Here is a 22,266-nt window from a genome sequence, read left to right as displayed (position 1 = left end):
GTGTCAGTACTCCCACTCGACGCGGCTGAACAGGTAGCCCTTGCCCCACACGGTCTTGATCTTGCGCGCTTCGCCCGCGCTGTCGTCGAACTTGCGGCGCAGCTTGGAGATGGCCACGTCCACCGAGCGGTCGGTGCCGTTGAACTCGATGCCGCGCAACTGCTGGAGAATACGGTCGCGGCTGAGCACTTCGCCGGCATTGCGCGCCAGCACCACCAGCAGGTTGTACTCGCCGCTGGACAGCTCCACCTCCTCGCCGCGCCAGCTGACGGTGCGCTCGGCCAGGTTGATATGCAGGCCACCGATCAGGATCTGGTCACTGTCCAGGCGTGGTTCGTGGATGCTGCTGCGGCGCAGCAGTGTGCGCACCCGGGCCAGCAGTACCCGCGGCTCGCAGGGTTTGGTGACGTAGTCGTCGGCGCCCATCTCCAGGCCCAGCACCTGGTCGTGGCTGTCGTCGCGGGCGGTCAGCATGAGGATCGGCAAGCCCTGGGACGCCTGGCGCAGCAGGCGGCACACCTGCAGGCCGTCGAGGCCGGGCAGCATCAGGTCGAGGATCACCAGGTCCGGCTTGTGCTGGCGGAACGCGTCCAGCACGTGATCACCCCGGGCGATCACCCGGACATGGAAGTCGTTGCGTTGCAGGTAGCTGGCGATCAGCTCGGACAGCGCGCTGTCGTCTTCGACCAGGAGGATGTTCGGCATAAAGGGCTTTGACGAAGAAGTGAAGGAAGGCAGGATATAGAATCCTGCGCCGGGTGCCGCCGCTGCTTCACACTTTTTCACATACGCCCTACACAGCTTAACAGCGCCCCCGCGAACGGTTGCCTTAGCATAGGCTCGATCAATTCCGGAAGATCCGTATGTCCATTCTCTGCGCTACGCGCCTGCGCCCCCTGGCGCTCCTGGCGCTGTTCACCCTCGCCCTTGCCGGTTGCAATGACGCCGCCGAACAAAGCGAACAGACGCCCGTCTCGCAAGTGCGGGTCGAAACCCTCGCCGTGCAGCCGCTGGCCATCAGCACCGAACTGAGCGGGCGCATCCTCGCCCCGCGCACCGCCGAAGTGCGCGCCCGGGTGGCCGGCGTGGTGCTCAAGCGGGTGTATCGCGAAGGCAGCGATGTCAAGCAGGGCGATGTGCTGTTCCTGATCGACCCGGCGCCGTTCAAGGCCGACTTCGACAGCGCCCGCGCCACCCTGGCCAAGGCCGAGGCCACGGTCTATCAAGCGCGCCTGCAAGAGCAACGCTACCGCCAGCTGGTCGACGACAAGGCAGTCAGCCGCCAGGAGTACGACAACGCCCGCGCCAGCTTCCTGCAAGCCGATGCCGCCGTGGCCGAAGCCAAGGCCGCCCTGGAGCGCGCCCGCCTGAACCTGGGTTACGCCACCGTCACCGCGCCGATCTCCGGGCGCATCGGCCGCGCGCTGGTGACCGAGGGAGCCCTGGTCGGTCAAAACGAGACCACGCCATTGGCCACCATCCAGCAACTGAACCCGATCCACGCCGACGTCAGCCAGTCGACCCGCGAGCTCAACGCCCTGCGCCGCGCACTGCGGGCCGGCGAGCTGCAACGGGTGGGCCAGGACCAGGTCAAGGCGACATTGATCCAGGACGACGGCAGCGCCTACCCGCTGCCCGGCAAGTTGCTGTTCTCCGACCTCAGCGTCGACCCGAGCACCAACCAGATCACCCTGCGCAGCGAGTTCCCCAACCCCGACCTCGACCTGTTGCCCGGCAGCTACGTGCGCGTGCGCCTGGAGCAGGCCGTGCAACCGCAAGGCATCAGCGTGCCGCAACGGGCGATCCTGCGTGACAGCGCCGGCGTACCCAAAGTGCTGGTGGTCGACCCGCAGGATCGCATCAGCGAGCGCCAGGTGCAGCTGGGCAGCGCCCAGGGCGACCGTTGGGTCGTCAGCGCGGGCCTGGAGGCCGGCGAGCGCGTCGTGGTCGAGGGCTTGCAGCACGTCAAGGCCGGTGACTCGGTGCAGGTCGACGAACAACCGGACGCACTCTCCATCGTCCAGCACAACGGCCAGTGAGGGCCTGATCCATGCCGCAGTTCTTCATCGACCGCCCGGTGTTCGCCTGGGTGGTCGCGCTGTTCATTCTCCTGCTGGGCGGGCTGGCGCTGCCGCAGCTGCCCGTGGCCCAGTACCCCGACGTGGCGCCGCCACAGGTGGAAATCTACGCCGTGTACCCCGGCGCCTCGGCGGCGACCATGGACGAGAGCGTGGTCAGCATCATCGAGCAGGAGCTCAATGGCGCCGACAACCTGTTGTACTTCGCCTCGCAGAGCAGCCTGGGTAGCGCCACCATCACCGCCAGCTTCCAACCCGGCACCAACCCCGACCTGGCACAGGTGGATGTGCAGAACCGGCTCAAAGTGATCGAGTCGCGCCTGCCGCGCCCGGTGACCCAGCAAGGTTTGCAGGTCGAGAAGGTGTCCACCGGTTTCCTGCTGCTGGCCACCCTCACCTCCGAGGATGGCAGCCTCGACGAGATCGCCCTGTCCGATATCCTCGCGCGCAACGTGATGAACGAGATCCGTCGCGTGAAGGGGGTGGGCAAGGCCCAGCTGTATGGCTCGGAGCGGGCCATGCGGATCTGGATCGACCCGGCCAAGCTGGTGGGTTTCAACCTCACCCCCAACGATGTGGCCGAGGCCATCGCCGCGCAGAACGCCCAGGTGGCACCTGGCAGCATCGGCGACCTGCCGGCCCGGCCGACCCAGGAAATCACCGCCAACGTGGTGGTCAAGGGCCAGCTGAGCACCCCGGAAGAATTCGCCGCCATCGTCCTGCGGGCCAACCGCGACGGCTCCACGGTCACCGTCGGCGATGTCGCCCGGGTCGAGATCGGCGCCCAGGAGTATCAGTACGGCACCCGCCTCAACGGCAAGGCCACCAGCGCCTTCAGCGTCAAGCTGGCGCCCGGCGCCAATGCCATGGAAACCGCCACCCTGGTCAAGCAGAAGCTCGACGAGCTGTCGCGCTACTTCCCGGCCGGGGTCAAGTACGACATTCCCTATGACACCTCACCGTTCGTCAAAGTGTCGATCAAGCAGGTGATCAACACCCTGATCGAGGCCATGGTGCTGGTGTTCGCGGTGATGTTCCTGTTCCTGCAGAACTTCCGTTACACCCTGATCCCCACCCTGGTGGTGCCGGTGGCGCTGATGGGCACCTTCGCGGTGATGAACGCGCTGGGTTTCTCGGTCAACGTGCTGACCCTGTTCGGCATGGTGCTGGCCATCGGCATCCTGGTGGACGACGCCATCGTGGTGGTGGAGAACGTCGAGCGGATCATGGCCGAGGAAGGCTTGGCCCCCAAGGAGGCCACGCGCAAGGCCATGGGCCAGATCAGCGGCGCCATCGTCGGCATCACCCTGGTGCTGGTGGCGGTGTTCCTGCCAATGGCGTTCATGAAAGGCTCGGTGGGGGTCATCTACCAGCAGTTCTCGGTGTCGATGGCGGTGTCGATCCTGTTCTCGGCGTTCCTCGCCCTGAGCCTCACCCCGGCGCTGTGCGCCACCCTGCTCAAGCCGCTGGCCAAGGGTGAGCACCATGAACGCAAGGGCTTCTTCGGCTGGTTCAACCGCCGCTTCGACGGCATGAGCAACGGCTACCAGCGCTGGGTCACCCACGCCCTGGCGCGCAGCGGCCGTTACCTGCTGGTGTATGCCGCACTGGTGGGCGTGCTTGTCTATGGCTTCAGCCAGTTGCCCAGCGCCTTCCTACCCACCGAGGACCAGGGCTACACCATCACCGACATCCAGCTGCCGCCGGGTGCCAGCCAGGCCCGCACCATCGAGGTGGGGCGGCAGATCGAAGCGCACAACGCCGAAGAGCCGAGCGTGGCCAACACCACGCTGATCCTCGGTTTCAGCTTCTCCGGCAGCGGGCAGAACGCGGCACTGGCCTTCACCACGCTCAAGGACTGGTCCGAGCGCGGCAGCGACGACAGCGCCCAGTCCATCGCCGACCGCGCCACTGCAGCGTTCAGCCAGCTCAAGGACGCCATCGCCTTCTCGGTGCTGCCACCCCCGGTGGACGGCCTGGGCGAGTCCACCGGCTTCGAGTTCCGCCTGCAAGACCGAGGCGGCATGGGCTACAGCGAGCTGATGCAGGCCCGCGACCAACTGCTCGAGCAGGCGCGCAAGAGCAAGGTGCTGGTCAATGTGCGCGAGGCCTCGCTGGCGGAAAGCCCCCAAGTCGAACTGCAAGTGGACCGCCGCCAGGCCAATGCACTGGGAGTGTCGTTCGCCGATATCGGCGAAGTGCTCAATACCGCGGTGGGCTCCAACTACGTCAACGACTTCCCCAACCAAGGCCGCATGCAACGGGTGGTGGTGCAGGCCGAGGGCGACCAGCGCAGCCAGGTCGAGGACCTGCTCAAGATCCATGTGCGCAACAGCAGCGGCAAGATGGTGCCCCTGGGCGCCTTCGTCACCGCCCACTGGCAGAGCGGCCCGGTGCAACTGACCCGCTACAACGGCTACCCGGCGGTGTCGATTTCTGGTGAACCCGCCGCCGGCTACAGCTCGGGCGACGCCATGGCCGAGGTCGAGCGCCTGGTCGCCCAGCTGCCGGCTGGCGCGGGCCTGGAATGGACCGGCCTGTCGCTGCAGGAGCGGTTGTCCGGCAGCCAGGCACCGCTGCTGATGGCCTTGTCGCTGCTGGTGGTGTTCCTGTGCCTGGCGGCGTTGTACGAAAGCTGGTCGATCCCCACCGCCGTGCTGCTGGTGGTACCGCTGGGGGTGCTGGGTGCGGTGCTGGCGGTGACCCTGCGCGGCCTGCCCAACGATGTGTTCTTCAAGGTCGGCCTGATTACCCTGATCGGCCTGTCGGCGAAGAACGCCATCCTGATCATCGAGTTCGCCAAGGAGCTGGTCGACCAGGGTGTCGATGCCACCCAAGCCGCGATCCAGGCCGCGCGCCTGCGCCTGCGGCCGATCGTGATGACCTCGCTGGCGTTCATCCTCGGTGTGGTGCCGTTGGCCATCGCCAGCGGCGCCAGCTCGGCCAGCCAGCAGGCCATCGGCACCGGGGTGATTGGCGGCATGCTCAGCGCGACGTTCGCCATTGTGTTCGTGCCGGTGTTCTTCGTGGTGGTGATGCGCCTGGCCGGGCGTGATCGGACCAAGGAGGCCAAGCCAGTAACCAGCGAAAGCTGACTGGACAAGCCCGGCGTTGAATGAGAGGGTTCCCGGCATTGACTGCCTGGAACCCTTTTTCATGCCCACTACCCTGCCCCCCTGCTCCATCCTTATCCTTGCCGGCGGCCGTGGCCAGCGCATGGGCGGCCGTGACAAGGGGTTGGTGCCGTGGCGGGGCGAGCCGCTGGTGGCCCATGTGCAGCGGATGGTGCGTGGTTTGTCCGACGACGTGGTGATTTCCTGCAACCGCAACCAGGATGCTTACCGCGCCTACGCCGACCAGCTGGTTGGCGATGCCGAGGCGGATTTTCCCGGACCATTGGCCGGGGTGATCGCCGGTCTTTCAGTGGCGAGGCATGAGTGGGTGGTGATGTTGGCCTGTGATGCGCCACTGGTTGACCAGGCACTCGTAGAAGACTTGCTTAAGCTGGCCGTCGAGCACGACAGCGCGGCGATGGTGCGCCAGGGTGGCTATTGGCAGCCGATGTTCAGTGTGCTGCCACGGCGGGTGCTGCCGGTGCTGGAGCAGGCTTGGGCGGCGGGTGAGCGGAGTTTGCAGAAGGCGTTGTTGGTGGCGCCGGTGCAGGGGCTGGAGTGTGCGCAGGATGATCAGCGGCTGAGCAATTTCAACAGCCCGGAATTCTTGCGGTGAAATTATTGGTTTGATCGCCTTGGGATCGCGTGTAGGCCACCAGGTGGCTGGCGACAGATATGCAGCGCTCTCAAGATCGAGCGCCGCCCGCGCGGCGCATCGCGGGCAAGCCCGCTCCCACATCTGTTTCGGGCCAGTTACTCCTGCAAGTTCTTCACTGTCCGCCTTGTTGGTCCGACTCGATTTTGAGGTGGGCGCTGATGATGCTCCACCAGACTCAAGACATGCACCAAGGCGGGCAGCGGTACCTTCACAGGCATAATTGGCCCGAAACAGATGTGGGAGCGGGCTTGCCCGCGATGCGCCGCGCGGGCGGCGCTCGATCTGATAGGCGCTGCAAGAACACCGGCGGGCACCCGGTGGCCATGACCCAATATCCCGCCACCTCTCGCTCAAACCACCTCAGCGCGCAAGCTCCCCGATACTGATCTCACGCATCCGAAACTTCTGCACCTTCCCCGTCACCGTCATCGGAAACTCATCGACGAAGCGGAAGTGCCTTGGCACCTTGAAATGCGCAATCCGCGCCCGCGCCCATTCGCGCAGTTCATCTTCGCTGGCGCTATGCCCTGGGTGGAAGCGAACCCAGGCAACGATCTCTTCCCCATACTTGCTGCACGGAACGCCGATCACCTGCACATCGGCCACCGCCGGGTGGGTGAAGAAGAATTCCTCAAGCTCGCGTGGATAGATGTTCTCACCACCGCGGATGATCATGTCCTTGCTGCGCCCAACGATGCGCACATAACCCTGCTCGTCCATCACCGCCAGGTCGCCGGTGTGCATCCAACCTTCGCCATCGATGCTTTCGCCTGTGGCCTTGAGGTTGTTCCAGTAGCCAAGCATCACGCTGTAGCCCCGGGTGCACAGCTCGCCGATCTCGCCGCGCGCCACTGTATTACCCTCGCCATCGATCACCTTGTTCTCCAACCGCGGCTGAGTGCGCCCGACGCTGGTCACCCGGCGCTCAAGGTCATCATCCGCGCCGGTCTGCAGCGACACCGGGCTGGTCTCGGTCATGCCGTAGGCAATCTGCACTTCACCCATGTGCATCTCGCCGATCACCCGGCGCATCACCTCGATCGGGCAGGTGGCGCCGGCCATGATCCCGGTGCGCAGGCTGGACAGGTCGAACTCGCCCCGGCGTGGGTGGTCCAGTTCGGCGATGAACATGGTCGGTACGCCATACAGCACAGTGCCGCGCTCTTCGGCCACGGCCTGCAGGGTCAGCAGTGGGTCGAAGGCATCGTTGGGGTAGATCAGCGTGCTGCCGTGGGTCATGCAGCCGAGGTTGGCCATGACCATGCCAAAACAGTGATACAGCGGCACAGGCACTACCAGGCGGTCATGTTCGGTGAGGCCGAGGCTTTCACCGACCATGTAGCCGTTGTTGAGGATGTTGTGGTGGCTGAGGGTGGCGCCCTTGGGGAAACCAGTCGTGCCGGAGGTGTATTGGATATTGATGGCGTCGTCCGGGTGCAGGCTGGACTGACGAGTGGCCAATTGCTCGGCGCTCACCTCCCCGGCACGGGCCTGCAACACCGGCCAGGGCAGAAAGCCTGCCGGCGGTGCGCTGGCCAGGCTGATCACACCACGCAGCTCGGGCAGACGCTCGCAAGCCAGTGCGCCGGGGTGGCTGTCGGCCAGCTCAGGCACCAGTTCCAACAGCATCGCGTGGTAATCGGAGGTCTTGAAGGCATCGGCGCAGATCACCCACTGGCAGCCGGACTGGCCCAAGGCGTAATCCAGCTCGCTGCTGCGGTAGGCCGGGTTGATATTGACCAGGATCGCGCCGACCTTGGCGCTGGCGAACTGGGTGATGCACCACTCGGCGCAGTTGGGGGCCCAGATGCCCAGCCGGTCACCGGCCTGGATGCCGAGGGCCATCAGTGCCCGCGCGTGCTGGTTGACCGCTTCGGCCAGTTGCCGCCAGCTGTAGCGCACCTGCTGATGGCGGACGACCAGGGCCTCATTGTCGGGGACGCGGGCGACGGTGGCGTCGAAGGCGTCGCCGATGCACTGGGTCAGCAGGGGTTTGGCCGGGTCGCCCTGAGAGTAACTTGGCTGGGTCATGGTAGATCTCTTGTTGTTCTTGTGTTGATTTATCCGGCCCCATCGCCGGCAAGCCGGCTCCCACAGGTACGGTGCGGGCCCCGGTCGCGACGCAACCCTGTGGGAGCCGGCTTGCCGGCGATGGGGCCAACAGCGATTACCGGACGAACACCTGCGGCGTGGTGGTGGACATGTCGCCGCCCGGCAGCTTGATGTTCTTCACTTTCTCCAGCGTGTCCGGGTCGAACACCGCCAGGTCGTTGAAGGTGCCACCCAGGTACAGCTTGTCGCCCGCCTTGTCGAAGGTCACGCAGTAGTAGGTGTGTTCGAGGTTAGCTGCCTTGACCAGTTTCTTCTGCTTGATGTCGTAACGCGCCAGGCGGTTGAGCACACCGTACATCTGGTTGCCATCCTTGGGCGAGCGCAGGCCGGTGAAGTACAGCTCGGTCAGCTCGCCGAACTCTTGCGTGTGCGCCTTGCCGGTCTTCAGGTCGATGCTCAGGTAGCCATACAACGGCTCGGTGGTGGCCGGATCCTGCTTGGCATCCTTGAACTTGGCGATGGTGTAGAGCATCGAGAACTCATGCCGTGAACTCTGGTGCGGCCAGAAGTACAGCACGTCCGGGGCGCTGTAGCCCGGGCGGTTCCAGCTGCGCAACGGCAGCGCGACCGTGTACTTGCCGGTCTGCACATCCATCTTGTAGATGTCTGGCCCCGCTACGTACAGGCTGCCATCGTCGGCCGCGCGCATCAGGTAAACCTGGCGCGGCATCGGGAAGGTACGCACCGGTTTGGCATCCAAACCATCGCCGGTGCGGAACACCTCCAGGCGCGGCGGCTTGACCACGTAGTGGTCGTTCAGGCGCTGGCTGGGGTTGACCGTGGCGTACACCTCCTTGCCGTCGGGGCTGATGGCGAAGGAATACATGGCCTTGCCCACCTCCCCCGGCACGCTGGAAAGGTTGGCGTGGAAGGTGGTCTTGCAGCTGTCCAGGTCGATGCCGTAGATATCGGCGAAGTGGTTGTTGAGCACATAGGCGGTGCGGTTGTCCGGCGCCATCATCGCCGTGCCCGGGCCGAATGAGTCGGGCATGCGGCAGGTCTTGAACAGCGTGTCGCTGGCCACGTCCACCACATGCAGGTTGTTCGGGTAGTTGGTGGCAATCAGGTATTCGTGGCCGGCCTGCAGGGCCTTGCCTGCGTCGTCGGCCTGGGCCGCCCAGGCGCAGGCCGTGGCGGCGACGGTGAGCGCGAGTTGCGCGCAGAATCCAGGTTTCATGCGGTTTCCCCTTGTCGTTCTATTTGTCTTTCGGGAATACGGTGCCGAGGTTGCGCCAGTCTTCGGCAGAATTGGTCGCCTGGGCGTTCCAGTCCTGGTAGGTGCTCATCATGTCCGGCACCTGGGCCGGCCACCAGCAAGGGTCGGAGCAACCGTACAGGTCGGCCTCCATCGGCTGGCACAGCGAGCTGACCCCACCGAAGGCGTCGACCTCCCAGCCCGGGTCGGTGGTGGCGGTGCAGCCGGCCACCGCGCTCATCGCCAGCACTTCTTCGACGCGGTCCTCGGCGGCGGCCTGTTCAAGGATGCGCGCCTTGTTGTTCAGCGGTTTGAGGTGCTTCATGTCAGTGCGCCTTCCTGGGAGTGATGTAGCGGTCGATGAAGGCCGAGTTGGCGGCCATGATGCGGCTGTAGACCTCGATGCCGAAGTCGACCCAGTCGCGCATCAGCTCGCAGTAGTGGTAGGTCGGGTGCTGCGGGTCGCCGTAGCGGGCGTAGCTTTCGTGGTAGCAGCCGCCGGAGCACAGGTTGCGGATGCGGCAGCTGTCGCAGCCGGTGCCGCTGCGGTCCAGGCGTTGCGACAGGAAATCGTTGAGCTGTGCTTGCTTGACGCCCTGGTGCACGTTGCCGAAGGTCGGCAGGCTGGAGCCGGTGAAGCGATGGCACAGGTTCAGCTCCCCCTCGTGGTCCACCGCCAGCATCTTCAACCCCGCACCACACGGCAGGGCCTTCTTGTGCCCCTCGTGGATGTCGGTGATCAGCTGGTGCAGGTTGGAGAAGCCGATGTTGCGGTGCTCCAGCGCCGCCTCCAGGTAACGCCGGCCGAGGGCCTTCATGTTGGCGAACACCTGCACCAGCTCGTCGCCGGTGAGGTTGAAGTCGGCCATGTCGCCGGAGGTCACCGGGGCGAAGCCCACCTCGGCAAAGCCCATCTCGTTGAACAGGTGGTTCCAGATGGTCTCGACATCGGTGATGCCACGGGTGAGGGTCACCCGGGCCCCCACCGGCCGGCTGTCATAGCGCGACAGCAGCATGTCGGCCTTGCGCCGCACCACGTCGTAGGTGCCCTGCCCGCCCACGGTGATGCGGTTGCGGTCGTGCACGGTCTTGGGCCCGTCGATGCTGATGGACAGCCCGAAACGGTGGGCGTTGAGCCAGTCGACGATCTCTTCGGTGAGCAGCGTGGCGTTGGTGGTCATGATGAACTCCACCTGCTTGCCGGCCTCGGCGAAACGCCGCTCGCAGTAAGCCACCATGTGCTCGATCAGTGGCCGGTTGGACAACGGCTCGCCGCCGAAGAACACCACGCTGTAGCGGGTCTCGTCGGGCGATTCCTTGAGCAGCATCTCCACCGACGCCTCGGCGGTGGCGGCGCTCATCTTCTTGCCGGCCGAAGGCTTGTCGAGGTCTTCCTTGTAGCAGTAGGTACAGCTGAGGTTGCAGCCGGTGTTGACGTTGAGCACCACAGTGTTCAGCGCCGTGCGCTCGACCTGCTTCAAGGCGATTTCCGGCGTCAATGGCGAGCCGTCGCTGACCACTTCCAGGGCGATCAGCTCGCGCAGGGTTTCCTGGATGTCCTGCCCGTCGAACTGCTGGCCGAGCTGCTGCATCAGCTCCTCGGCGGAGCAGCCCTGGCGGCGCAGGGTGTCGATGATGCCGCCGGTCACCGCGTCGGTGGCGAACAGCGAGCTGCTGGGGATATGGAACAGCATGCGGTCGGCATCCACCTGCACTTCGTGCAGGTTGCGTTCGACCAGATTCAGTAGTGCGCCCATGGCGACCTCCCGGTATTCGATTCGTCAGGTAATTGCGCGGCCAGCCCACCCCTATGGCAGGGGCGGATTGTTCCAGCGCTGCACGGTGACGATCATGTGGCCCTCGCCGGTCTGGCCACCGTCAGCCAGCGTGGCGACCACTTTCAGGTTGCCGGCGTTGTTGGTCATCATCTTGCGCGCGGGGTTGGGCCCTGCGCCGCCCGGCACGAACACGCCGTCGGCCTGCATCTGGCCTGCGAACTTGACGTCTTCGTCCTCGACCGCGCGCTCGTTGAACGGCTCGACTTTCCAGGTGGCCGGCAGGTAGCCGATGCGCAGCGGTTGGCCGCTGGCATCCTTGCCCCAGGCCTCGGCCTCGAAACGGCCTTGGACCTTCGGCACGGAAGCACCGTTTTCACCGATGCGGGCGATGGAGAACGCCGGTACCACCTTGACCTCGTCGACCTTGTCGTAGACCGCCAGCGTCACGCCCTTGAGCGCGCCCACTGCAACCTCGCGCTGGCCGGCGGCGGCGTCCTTGGCGGCACGCGCCTTGACCCGGATCAGCGTTGGGGTTGATTCCAGCACTTCGGTCACCTGCACCCCCGCGCCCAGGTCCGGCTTGCCGGCCAGGTCGCTGCCCACCAGGGTGATCTCGCTGTCACTGCCGGCCTTGATGAACGCCGGCTGCACCGCCAGCAAACGGCCCTGGCCCGCCTGCGAGGCGCTGAAGTCCAGGCCGCGCTCGTCGTGCTCGGCCTCGAACATGCGGCCCTTCATCTGGCCGTCGATGGCGGCGAACACCTGGCGCAGGTTGGCCTCGCCGACCTTGACGTTGCCGCGCCACTCGTAGCCGTTGTAGAGGATCGCCGAGCCACTGCCATTGAATGGCGTGCCGTCGGCGTAAGTGCCTTTGACCTCGACCTTGAAGGTGTCGCCGTCACCTGCGCTGACGCTCATCACCCCGCGCACGTCGCCCTTGGCGAGCATATGGCCACTGAACGCCCATTGCCCCGCCAGGGTTTCGGCCTTGGGCCGCGCCTTGAGCCAATCGGCCCAGGCCGGGTTGTCGAGGGGGAAGCGCTTGGCCAGGTCCGGCACCATCTGCTTGAGGGCGATGTCCAGCCAGTCGCGGTCACGGGCCTGGGCCTGGTATTCCAGCGATGGCCATTGGCTGAGGTGGAAGTTGACCAGGTGCGCCCATTCCTGGGCCGGTCGCCGCTGCAGGGCGACCCGGGCGCCGGAGTGGCAGCGCCCGCACATCTGGCTGAGCTGATCGTCAAAGTGCTCGACGGTATTGAGCCGGCGCTCCATGGCGTAGCGCACGCCGTCGGTCTCGCTGGGGGCCAGGCCCTGTTTGTCGGCCAGGTACTTGACCAGGGTGCGGCGGTCATCGTCGCTGATCTGCAAGCCGTGCATCACCTGCATGCGAGCGATGCTCATCAGCCAGCCTTCGGGGGTCTTGCGCTGGTGGCTGATGCGGCTGTAGCTGTCGTTGCCCTCGGGGATATGGCACCCCATGCACTTGTTCTGCAACAGGCTCGGGCCCTGCTCGGCCGCCATGGCCTGGGCGGTGAACAGTGCGGTGGCGACCAGCGCCAGTGTGCCCGCCTGCCGCCGGAGTCGAGTCGTGTTCAAGGTCAGACCTCCACGGTGTTGTTCTTATCGTTATTTGCACGCTTGGGTAGTGCGGTGTGCATGTGACAGTGGCGATACAGGAAGTGTGCCAGTTGTGGCAAAAATGTTTTGGATCAGTGGGTTGCCTGGGTTTTGCGGATATGGGCCAGCCTCTGGGGTTGTAGGTGATCGTCCCATTTCGCGACTGGGTGTTTCACCTTGAGACATGCGACGGGGCTGATCATGCTGGGGCTGCTTTGCAGCCCTTTCGCGACACAAGGCCGCTCCTACAGAGGATCGCGGTCTCTTGTAGGAGCGGCCTTGTGCCGCGAAAGGGGCGCAAAGCGGCCCCAGCGCCCTTGAGCCAAACACATAGCCACGTGTGTCACATCACGTCTCACTGGGTCTCAATATGCAACAGGTCAACCATAGTTCCCGCCATGCCTATTTCTACAAAGGCCCCTGTCAACAGGGCATTGACCCGCTTCGAAGTCCTTTGGCACGCCCATTGCCCCAGCCCTGGTCACAACCAATGACAAGAGGCACCGCCCCATGCACTCCGAACTGCCGATCCTCCCCGCCACCCGTGCGTTCCTGGCACGCCAGCTGAAGATGCGCATCGGCGCCGACTGGCAGGACGCCTCCAGCGGTCGCACCTTGAGTTTCCGCAACCCGGCCACGGGGGAGATCCTCGGCGAAGTGCCCGCAGCCGACCCTGCGGATGTCGACCGCGCCGTGCGCGCCGCGCGCCAGGCCTTCGACGACTCGGCCTGGAGCCGCATGCGCCCACGTGAACGGCAGAACCTGCTGTGGCGCCTGGCTGACCTGATGCAGCGCGATGCCCAGCAACTGGCCGAACTGGAATGCCTGAACAACGGCAAGAGTGCCGCCGTCGCCCAGGTGATGGACGTGCAACTGGCCATCGACTTTTTGCGCTACATGGCCGGCTGGGCCACCAAGGTCGAGGGCAGCACCGTCGAGCCATCGCTGCCCTTGATGCCCAACGACGAGTTCCATGGCTTCGTGCGCCGCGAAGCCGTCGGCGTGGTGGGGGCCATCGTCGCCTGGAACTTCCCGCTGCTGCTGGCCTGCTGGAAGCTCGGCCCGGCCCTGGCCACGGGCTGCACGATGGTGCTCAAGCCCGCCGACGAAACCCCGCTGACCGCGCTCAAGCTCGCCGAACTGGTGGATGAAGCCGGCTACCCGGCCGGGGTGTTCAACGTGGTCACCGGCACCGGGCTGAACGCCGGCGCCGCGCTGAGCCGCCACCCGGGCGTGGACAAACTGACCTTCACCGGCTCCACCGAGGTCGGCAAGCTGATCGGCAAGGCGGCCATGGACAACATGACCCGCGTCACCCTCGAGCTGGGCGGCAAGTCGCCGACCATCGTGCTGCCCGACGCCAACCTGCAGGAAGCCGCCGCCGGCGCCGCCACAGCGATCTTCTTCAACCAGGGCCAGGTGTGCTGCGCGGGCTCGCGACTGTACGTACACCGCAAGCACTTCGACAACGTGGTGGCCGATATCGCCGGTATCGCCAACGGCATGAAGCTGGGCAACGGCCTCGACCCGTCAGTGCAGATGGGCCCGCTGATCTCGGCCAAGCAGCAGGACCGGGTGACTGGCTACATCGAACTGGGCCGCGAACTGGGCGCCACCATCGCCTGCGGCGGCGAGGGTTTCGGCCCCGGGTACTTCGTCAAACCGACGGTGATCGTCGATGTCGACCAGCGCCATCGCCTGGTGCAGGAAGAAATCTTCGGCCCAGTGCTGGTGGCCATGCCATTCGACGATATCGATGAAGTGCTGCGCATGGCCAACGACAACCCCTATGGGCTTGGCGCGAGTATCTGGTCCAACGACCTGGCCGCCGTGCACCGCATGATCCCGCGCATCAAATCCGGCTCGGTGTGGGTGAACTGCCACAGCGCCCTGGACCCGGCGCTGCCGTTCGGCGGCTACAAGCTGTCGGGCGTCGGCCGCGAGATGGGCGCGGCGGCGATCGAGCATTACACCGAGCTCAAGTCGGTGCTGATCAAGCTCTGATTAATTGGACTCATCGCGGGGCAAGCCCGCTCCCACGGATTATTGCGTGGGAGCGGGCTTGCCCCGCGATGGGGCCGCCTCAGGCAACACAACAATCACAATAAAAACATGGAGCACACCATGAAGCACCCGCTCGCCTGCGGTTTGGCCCTGTTGCTGGCCGCACCGCTCACCCAGGCCCACGAACTCTACAACCACGACGGCACCACCCTGGACGCCAACCTCGAAGCCCTGTTCGGCGCCTTCCACAGTGACGAAAGCTTCGACCAGTTCGGCAACCGCAAGGACGGCAGCAGCAACTGGCGCGAGGGCTACGTCAAGTACGGCCTCAGTGCCAGCCAGGCGATCGCCGACAGCGGCGCACTGTACGGGGCCTTCAGCCTGCTCAGCTCCGCCACCTGGGGCGATGGCGACGCCGCTGGCTTCACCCTCGGCGACGAACGCCGCACCGCGGTAGAAGACCTGTACCTGGGCTGGCGCTCCGGCACCCTGTTCCCGGCACTGGGCGAAGATGGCGTGGACATTTCCGGCGGCCGCCAGCTGGTCACCTTGGGCGACGGTTTCCTGATCCAGGGCGACCCGGTCAACGCCGGCAACGTCGACCTGGGCGCCAACTTCGACCGGGGCGGCGCCTACTACCTGGCTGCGCGCAAGGCCTTCGACCGTACTGCGGTGCTGCGCCTGGGCGGCAAGCAGGGTTGGCGCGGCGACCTGATGTGGTTGAAGTCCGACAATCACTTCCAGGCCGACACTTCGATGGCCGTGGCCAACCTGGAGCATGTCGCCGACGCCGGCACCGTCGGCCTGAGCTGGATCCACGGCCTGGACGTCGACCGTCGCTACGCCGAGATCCTCGGCCTGGAGCACCGCGACGGCATGGACACGGTAAGCCTGCGCGGGCGCGGCAACCTGGGGGTGAAGGACCTGGAGCTGGCCGCCGAATACGTCACCCAGGACCGCAGCGACGGGCGGGAGAACGCCTGGTATCTGGAGGGCAACTGGACATTCTCAGCCCTGCCCTGGTCGCCCACCGCCACCTACCGCTACAGCCGCTTTTCCGAGCAGTTCGACCCGTTGTTCTATGGCCTGAGCCGGGGCTACGGCACCTGGTTCCAGGGTGAGGTGGCAGCCAACTACGCAGGCCCCTTCAACAGCAACAGCCAGGTGCACCATGTGGCACTCAAGGCCACGCCACGGGAGGGGCTGACCGTGGGCGCGCTGTACTTCGACTTCGACCCGCTGGACACCGAGCGCGGCAACCTGGGTGGGCGCGAACTGGACCTGTATGTGGAGTGGATGGTCAACGAGCATTGGCTGATCAGCCCGTTGGTGGGGTTCTACAAACCGCAGCGCAGTGCCGAGAATGGTGGGGTGCAATTGGGTAGTCGGGAGACCGACACTTACCTGCAACTGGTGGTCGGGACCTTCTTCTGATCCGCAGGCTGTTCGCCAGCAAGCCCACCCTGAAGCTTGCACATCACCTGTAGGAGCGGCCTCGTGTCGCGAAAGGGGTGCGCAGCGGCCCCAGGTTTTTGCGTTCCCGTATAAATTGCTGGGGCTGCTGCGCAGCCCTTTCGCGACACGAGGCCGCTCCTACAGATACCGCGCAAGATGTGGGAGCCGGCTTGCCGGCGAATGGACCGCATCCCCGCCCTGTTTCAGGCATGCCCCTGTTCGCGCAACCAGCGCCGCACCATCACCTGGTCTTCTCCGCCGACCAACTGTTCCAGCGCCTGCCCCGCCTGTAGGCCACGCACCACCGGCGCCAGCTCGATCCCTTGCAGGTGCCACACCCCCAGCGGCTGATCAGGTGTCACCACCACCTCGACCTCCTCGACGAAACCGTCCCGCAATACCGGCCGGCGCTCGACCGTCACCGCCTGCCAATCGGCCGGCGCATGGATCGGCAGCGCATCCGGCCATGCCCGGCGAGCAGCCCAGAACGTACCCGTCGCCCGCACCTGCTCCTGGGCGTAGAAATCCCGCCCGATGCGGGCGAAGCGCAGGAACAGCTGCTCGATCCGCGTCTGATGAAAGCGTTGCGCCAGCGCGGCCCTGTCGGGTCTGCGCAACAGCGTGTTGATCACCACCGGCGCCTGTAACGCCGAAGACAGCGACTGAAAAATCCCATTACCCGACAGCGGATCGACCGCCATCACTGCATCGCCCACCCGCAACCAGTCCTGCCCCGCACAGACCCCGGCGAGGATCGCCGTGCTGCTGCGCGCGTACACCTGCGCAGGCGCGAACGCCTGCTCGCCAAACATCGCGGCCACTAATGAAGAGTCGCGCCGCCGCGCCGCGCAGTAGTCGGCCAGCCGTGCCTTGCCTGGCAGTTCAGCGCTGGCCGCATCCAGTGTCACCTGCCAGTAGCAGCGACCATCGGCCAGCCGTGCCATCCACGCCCAGCCGTCCGCCAGGCTCTCGACCGCCGAGGCCGGCGTACCCGGCGGGCCTTGCCACAGATTGAGCAGGCTGACCGTCTCCGGGCCACGCAGCCGACCTTCGCTCAATGGTGCCTGGCGCCCACGGGCCTCGACCAGGAAGTCGCCCGTCAGCACCCGGTCATCGTCCAGCTGCACCTGCCGGGCAGCGTCCCAGCGCACCTCGCGCACGCGACCTTCGATCAGCTCGATGCCGGCGCGGCGCAGATCATCGCGCAATGCCTGGTCGAAACGCTGGCGGTCGATCAGGAACTCTTCGTTCAGCCGCAGCCGATCACCATTCCAGTGCACCTCGCGCATGGCCGCAGTGGTCGCTTGGGCCAGTGCGCCACCAAGGCCCCCATGGCGCAGCCCATCGAGCACCCGTTGCGACACGCCCTCCACTGCCGCGAACCGGCGCCAGTCCGACACCAGCGTCACGGCGTAACCCAGGCGCCGCAACCCCAGCGCCGTGGCGGCGCCGGCCGGGCCGGCACCGAGGATCAGGATGCGCGCATCAGCCATCGGCCAGCCCCTTGTGCTCCGGCCCGGTAAACGCCGCGCCGCCCTTGAGCCAGTGGATCAGCGCCTCGGGTACCAGGGTTGGTTGTTCACGCAGCAGTGCGGCGACCTGGCCGGTGAACGCGGCACACGCCAGGCTCGCCCCCGCGCCCTGCTGTCCTCCAACATGGGCACCAAAGTCCGCTTGCGCGGTGCCCAGCCACGACCACTGGCCCGGCGCGCAGCGGGCATCGCCAGTCACGCGGATAACACCCGGGTAGCTCGCCGGGTACACCGGTGCCCCCCGGGCCGGGCTGGAGGCGCACAGCAACACCCCTGCCGCCGCTGCTTCGGCACACGCCTGGCGCAGCACCGGGCGGTCCTGGTGCAGGCCCAGGCTAAGGTTGACCACGCAGGCACCCTGCTCTACCAGCCACAGCAACGCAGCCGCCACCTGCAAGGCGCTGGTACTCCACTGCTCGGCGAACACCTGGGCCATCAGCAGTGGCGTGTCGCCAGCACCAACACGGATGCGCTCGAGCACGGCGCTGCCGTGGCCAAGGGCGTCGGGCAAGGCCTCGCCTTCTTGCAGCACGCCATCCGCCAGCCAGAAGCGCCGGGCCTGGAGCAGCGCGGCTGCCTGCCCAGGCGCACAACCGCTGTCGATCATGCCGATGCGCAGTTCACTGGCCATGGCCGGCGGCCTCCTTGCTGCGCAGCAGGCCTTCGCTCAAGTGCAGGTGCAGGTCGGCATCGGCCAGGGTCGAGGCACGGTGGCTGATGAGGATGCGGGTACGCCCGACAAACAGTTGGTCGATGGCGGCGATCACCTCGCGCTCGGTGGTTTCGTCCACCGCCGAGGTGGCCTCGTCGAGCACCAGGATCGCTGGTTGCTGCAACAGCGCACGGGCGATGGCGATACGTTGTTTCTGGCCGCCGGAGAGTTGCTGGCCACGCTCGCCGAGCAGCCCGTCCAGCCCCAGTGGCAGGCTGTCGACCAGGCCGTCCAGGCGGGTCAGGCGCACCACTTGCTCCAGCTGTTCGCGGGTCGCTTCGGGGGTGCTGTAGGCCAGGTTCTGCGCCAGGGTGCCACGAAACAGCACGATGTCTTGACTGACTACGGCGATGCGCCGGCGCAATGCGTGCAGGTCGAGTGCACGCAGGTCGGTACCATCGAGCAGGATATGGCCGGCATCCGGGTCGTAGAACCGCTGCAACAGGTCGATCAGGGTCGACTTACCGACGCCGGAGGCGCCACTGATGGCGACCTTGAGGCCACCGGGCAAGGTGGCATCGACGCCACGCAGCACGCCGCCCTGGCGCTGGTCGTGGGCAAAATGCACGCCTTCCAGGCGCAGCTCGCCTGGGCCCTCGGGGATCGGCCGTGGCGCCTCGGCTGGCCGCACGCCGAGCGGTTCGCGCTTGAGCTCCATCACCCGCCCCAGGCTCACCGCCATGCGCTGCACCGCCACGTACAGCCCCAAGAGGCTTTGCACCGGCCCCACGGCCATGCCCAGGTAGGTCGAGAAGGCAATCAGCGCACCCAACTGCCAGGTCCCCTGGATCACCCACCAACCGCCGACCAGGAACGCGCAGGCACGGCACCATGAGGTCAGGGTGCCCGGCACCGCCTGGGTGAAGAACTCGGTGAGCTGCACCTTGAGCAACTGGCCCATGTAACCCTGGCCCAGCCGCTCCAAGCGCTCGGCCTCGCGCCGTTGCTGACCGCTGGCCTGGATGAATTTCATCGCTGGCAGCGTCTCGACCAGAAACGACGAGACGTCCGCCGAACGCTCGCGCAGGCTGCGTACTTCGCGCTCGACCTTGCGCCGCATCCAGCGCAGCCAGAGCACCTCCAGCGGCACCAGCAGCGCCAGCAGCAGCGACAGCTGCCATGACAGCAGCAGCATCAACGCCAACGCGCCGACCAGGCCGATCACCGCCGACACCGCCGAGAACAGCGAGTCCACGGCAAAGCGCTGGATCTCGGCAACATCCCCGTCCAACCGCGAAAGGATGTCGCCGGTACGCCGCCGCCCGTAGAAGGTCGGCGACAGTTGCTGCAAGTGGCGGTACAGGTCATCGCGCAGGGCGAACAGGATGCGCCCGGACAGGCGTGTGTGCAGGTAGCGGTTGACCCCGGCCAGCACGGTACCGAGTAATCCGGCGCCAATCATGATCGCCGCCATGTGCCACAGGGTCTGGTAGTCCTTGGCCAGCAGGCCGTCGTCGATCAGGGTCTTGACCAGCCAGGGTTGCGCCAGGGCCAACAGCGAGGCGCCCAGCGACAACCCCAGCAGCACGCCGATGGCGCGCCGCTGCGGGCGCACGAAGCCGTACAGCCAGGCCAGGGCCTGGCGCATCAGCACGGGGTCGCTCGATTCGATCAGCCGTGAGAACAGTCCGCCCATGGTTCAGCCGCGCAACTGCTTGAGCTTGCGGTACAGGGTGGCGCGGCTGATGCCCAGTGCCTCGGCCGCGGCCGAGACATTGCCCTGGTGGCGCGCCAGGGCGCTGCGAATCAGCTCCAGTTCGTTGTCGCGCAGGCTGCCCGACGGCGGCGCGCCGCTGGCCAGTTCGTCGAGCAGGCAATCGGTGAGGTGGTCCAGGGTCAGCACCTGCTCACCGTCCTCGCGCATGGCCAGCGCGGTGCGCAGCACCATCTCCAGCTGGCGGATATTGCCCGGCCAGTCGAAGCCTTCGAGCAGGCCGGTCAGCGCCGGGTCGAGGCTCACGCCACGGCCACCGCACTTGCCCAGCAAGGTTTCGATGATGCCCGCCAGGTCGTCGCGCTCGCGCAGCGCCGGCAAGCGCACGGACACACCGTTGACCCGGTAGTACAGGTCTTCACGAAACTGCTGCTCGGCCACCAGGCGCTTGAGGTCGCGGTGGGTGGCGCAGATCAGCGCCACGTCGATCTCCTGCTCGTCGCCCGCCCCCAGTGGCGCCACCCGGCGTTCCTGCAATACCCGCAGCAAGCGCGCCTGAAGCGCCAAGGGCATGTCGCCGATCTCGTCGAGGAACAGCGTACCGCCGTGGGCCTGCATCAGCCGCCCGACCATGCCGCCCCGGCGCGAGCCGGTAAAGGCGCCTTCGCGGTAGCCGAACAGCTCGGACTCGATCAAGCCCTCGGGAATCGCCGCGCAGTTGACCGCGACGAACGGCTTGTCGCCCCTGGGCCCGACCTGATGCAGGGCGCGGGCCACCACCTCCTTGCCGGTACCGGTCTCACCCAGCAGCAGCACCGGCAAGCCGGCGCCCAGGCCCTGGCGGGCCATGCGCAGGTTGCGCGCCAGGCGTGGGTCGCCAGCGGCCAGCGCGTCCAGGGCCTGGCTCCTGGCCTGCGCGGCGGGCCGGGCGCCTGGCGTGGCAGCGCTGACCTGGGCGTGACGCGGCAACTGCACGGCTCGGAAGAAGAAATCGCCCTTGGCGGTCTGCACGCTGCTTACCCCGCCCTGCCACAGGCGGGCGATGAAGGCCGGCGAGCGTTCGCCCAACAGCTCGCTGCAACGCCGGCCGAGCAACGCCTGGCGGTTGAGCTGCAGCAGCTGGCAGGCATTGTCGTTGGCCGCCAGCACCTCACCGTCCAGGCTCAGGGCCAGCAGGCCCTGCCAGGCGCTGGCCAGGTATTGCGGGCGGCTGTGGAAGGCCAGTACCAGGTGTTCGGGGTGCGCCAGGCCAAACAGCCGGCATTCGATGTTGCTGGCGGCCAGCAGCAGGGTGCCAAGGCTGTCCTGAGGCTGCGCCATGACCCCTTCGCGGGTCACGTCGAGCACGCCGATCACCTCGCCGCTGGGGTCGCGCAGCGGCACCGAGGTGCAGGAGAACGGGCTGAGGCGGTCGAGGTAGTGCTCGCCGCAGTTGATCAGGGTGGGCTGGCCCTCGACCACCGCCGTGCCGATGGCATTGGTGCCGCGCAACGCCTCGCTCCAGCAACTGCCAGGGTGCAGGTCGCGCAGGCCTTCGCGCTCGAGCACATGCTTCTGGCCTTCAATGGCCAGTACGTTGGCCTGGGCGTCGCCGAGGATGACGATGCCACTCTTGCCCTGGCGCCGCACCAGGTAGTCGAACTCGGGGGTGACCGCGTCGACCAGCAGTCGGTTGTGTTCCAGCAGCGTGCGCAGGTCGAGACCGTGGCGGATGCCCAGCCCTACCTGTTCGCCCTGCAGGCAATCCAGGCCATGGCCAAGGCTGCGCCGCCAGGAGGCGTCGATTTCGTCGCGCAGCATCCCGGAAGGCAGTTCGCCTTCGTTGGCCAGCTTGAGGCGGACCAGGCGGGATTGTTGCAGCGGGTCATGGGCGTTTGTTGTTGGTGTTTGTCGCGCCATTGCGTGCTCCAGCGATGCCCCGGCGGACCGGGGCAACGGACAACGGAATTTCCGGCAGTGTGCGTCAGAAATCTTCAGCCGTCATCAGCGAAGCAGGCAAAAAAAGGGGCTTGGCGATGCGTTTGTGGTGTTCTCAAGATCGAGCGCCGCCCGCGCGGCGCATCGCTGGCAAGCCAGCTCCCACATTTGTTTCGGGCCAGTTATTCCTGGTCCATCTCCACTGTCCGCCCTGCTTGTATGGCGCGGTTTCAGTGTGGATGCTTTCGCCGCCCCACATGACTCAAGACATGCATCAGGGCGGACAGTGGAGACCTCACAGGATGGATTGGCCCGAAACAGATGTGGGAGCTGGCTTGCCAGCGATGCGCCGCGCGGGCGGCGCTCGATCTCAAGAGCGCTACAAAAACACCGGCAAGCACCTGGTGGCCCTCACCCAATCCCAATCCTCCCCCCCCAACC

General features: G+C 66.3%; 15 protein-coding genes. 5 read left to right on the top strand and 10 right to left on the bottom strand.

The genetic code is table 11. The annotated features are described in order from the left end of the window. Nucleotides 1–3: 3 nt before the first annotated feature. Nucleotides 4–705 carry a response regulator transcription factor gene (locus IX761_RS16665; protein ID WP_194790667.1) on the bottom strand — a complete coding sequence of 234 codons (702 nt, stop codon included), beginning with the start codon at nt 703–705 and terminating at the stop codon, nt 4–6. A gap of 158 nt (nt 706–863) precedes the next feature. Between IX761_RS16665 and IX761_RS16660 the strand changes: the two genes are divergently transcribed. The 3 genes from IX761_RS16660 to mobA all read left to right on the top strand — a co-directional run bounded on the left by IX761_RS16660 (nt 864) and on the right by mobA (nt 5,807). Beyond that, nucleotides 864–2,039, top strand: coding sequence for an efflux RND transporter periplasmic adaptor subunit (locus IX761_RS16660; RefSeq protein WP_194790666.1), 1,176 nt, complete (start codon nt 864–866; stop codon nt 2,037–2,039). An 11-nt stretch (nt 2,040–2,050) separates the two neighbouring features. Beyond that, nucleotides 2,051–5,173, top strand: coding sequence for an efflux RND transporter permease subunit (locus IX761_RS16655; RefSeq protein WP_194790665.1), 3,123 nt, complete (start codon nt 2,051–2,053; stop codon nt 5,171–5,173). A 61-nt stretch (nt 5,174–5,234) separates the two neighbouring features. Beyond that, nucleotides 5,235–5,807, top strand: a complete 573-nt coding sequence (gene mobA / locus IX761_RS16650) for a molybdenum cofactor guanylyltransferase MobA (protein ID WP_194790664.1) — start codon at nt 5,235–5,237, stop codon at nt 5,805–5,807. A 402-nt stretch (nt 5,808–6,209) separates the two neighbouring features. On the opposite strand, the gene IX761_RS16645 is transcribed toward mobA, so the two are convergent. From IX761_RS16645 to peaA, 5 genes are all read right to left on the bottom strand, one after another. Beyond that, on the bottom strand, nt 6,210–7,880 hold the full coding sequence (locus IX761_RS16645; protein WP_194790663.1) for a fatty acid CoA ligase family protein: 1,671 nt from the start codon (nt 7,878–7,880) through the stop codon (nt 6,210–6,212). A gap of 136 nt (nt 7,881–8,016) precedes the next feature. Beyond that, nucleotides 8,017–9,138 (bottom strand): quinohemoprotein amine dehydrogenase subunit beta, encoded by a 1,122-nt coding sequence (gene peaD, locus IX761_RS16640; RefSeq protein ID WP_194790662.1) that lies wholly within the window; start codon nt 9,136–9,138, stop codon nt 8,017–8,019. A 19-nt stretch (nt 9,139–9,157) separates the two neighbouring features. Next, entirely contained in the window at nt 9,158–9,481 is a 324-nt protein-coding gene (qhpC, locus tag IX761_RS16635) for a quinohemoprotein amine dehydrogenase subunit gamma (RefSeq protein ID WP_046855356.1), read from the bottom strand. Between the two features lies 1 nt (nt 9,482). Continuing rightward, a complete protein-coding gene (gene peaB, locus IX761_RS16630) occupies nt 9,483–10,913 on the bottom strand; it encodes a quinohemoprotein amine dehydrogenase maturation protein (RefSeq protein ID WP_194790661.1) in 1,431 nt (476 codons plus the stop codon). Nucleotides 10,914–10,964: 51 nt separating this feature from the next. Next, nucleotides 10,965–12,530, bottom strand: a complete 1,566-nt coding sequence (peaA, locus tag IX761_RS16625; protein ID WP_194790660.1) for a quinohemoprotein amine dehydrogenase subunit alpha — start codon at nt 12,528–12,530, stop codon at nt 10,965–10,967. A 531-nt stretch (nt 12,531–13,061) separates the two neighbouring features. Between peaA and IX761_RS16620 the strand changes: the two genes are divergently transcribed. Beyond that, a complete protein-coding gene (locus tag IX761_RS16620; protein WP_194790659.1) occupies nt 13,062–14,555 on the top strand; it encodes an aldehyde dehydrogenase family protein in 1,494 nt (497 codons plus the stop codon). A 120-nt stretch (nt 14,556–14,675) separates the two neighbouring features. Further along, a complete protein-coding gene (locus IX761_RS16615) occupies nt 14,676–15,989 on the top strand; it encodes a hypothetical protein (protein ID WP_194790658.1) in 1,314 nt (437 codons plus the stop codon). Nucleotides 15,990–16,213: 224 nt separating this feature from the next. Here the strand turns inward: IX761_RS16615 and IX761_RS16610 are convergent, their stop codons facing one another. The 4 genes from IX761_RS16610 to IX761_RS16595 are packed head-to-tail and all read right to left on the bottom strand — an operon-like array spanning nt 16,214 to nt 21,807. Next, the gene (locus IX761_RS16610) at nt 16,214–17,503 is read right to left on the bottom strand and encodes an NAD(P)/FAD-dependent oxidoreductase (RefSeq protein WP_194790657.1); all 1,290 of its coding nucleotides are present in this window, start codon (nt 17,501–17,503) and stop codon (nt 16,214–16,216) included. Further along, nucleotides 17,496–18,173 (bottom strand): peptidase S8 and S53 subtilisin kexin sedolisin, encoded by a 678-nt coding sequence (locus tag IX761_RS16605; protein WP_194790656.1) that lies wholly within the window; start codon nt 18,171–18,173, stop codon nt 17,496–17,498. The genes IX761_RS16610 and IX761_RS16605 overlap by 8 nt, the downstream gene beginning before the upstream one ends. Further along, complete coding sequence (locus IX761_RS16600; protein ID WP_194790655.1) at nt 18,163–19,890, bottom strand: ABC transporter ATP-binding protein; 1,728 nt, start codon at nt 19,888–19,890, stop codon at nt 18,163–18,165. Before IX761_RS16600 ends, IX761_RS16605 begins: the two co-directional genes overlap by 11 nt. A gap of 3 nt (nt 19,891–19,893) precedes the next feature. Further along, nucleotides 19,894–21,807 carry a sigma-54-dependent Fis family transcriptional regulator gene (locus tag IX761_RS16595; RefSeq protein ID WP_194790654.1) on the bottom strand — a complete coding sequence of 638 codons (1,914 nt, stop codon included), beginning with the start codon at nt 21,805–21,807 and terminating at the stop codon, nt 19,894–19,896. Nucleotides 21,808–22,266 lie beyond the last annotated feature (459 nt).

The sequence above is a fragment of the Pseudomonas sp. UFMG81 genome, assembly GCF_015354575.1.
Classification (GTDB): Bacteria; Pseudomonadota; Gammaproteobacteria; order Pseudomonadales; family Pseudomonadaceae; genus Aquipseudomonas.
Note: the sequence above shows the minus strand (reverse complement) of the source record. Positions and strands in the feature narration are given on the sequence as shown.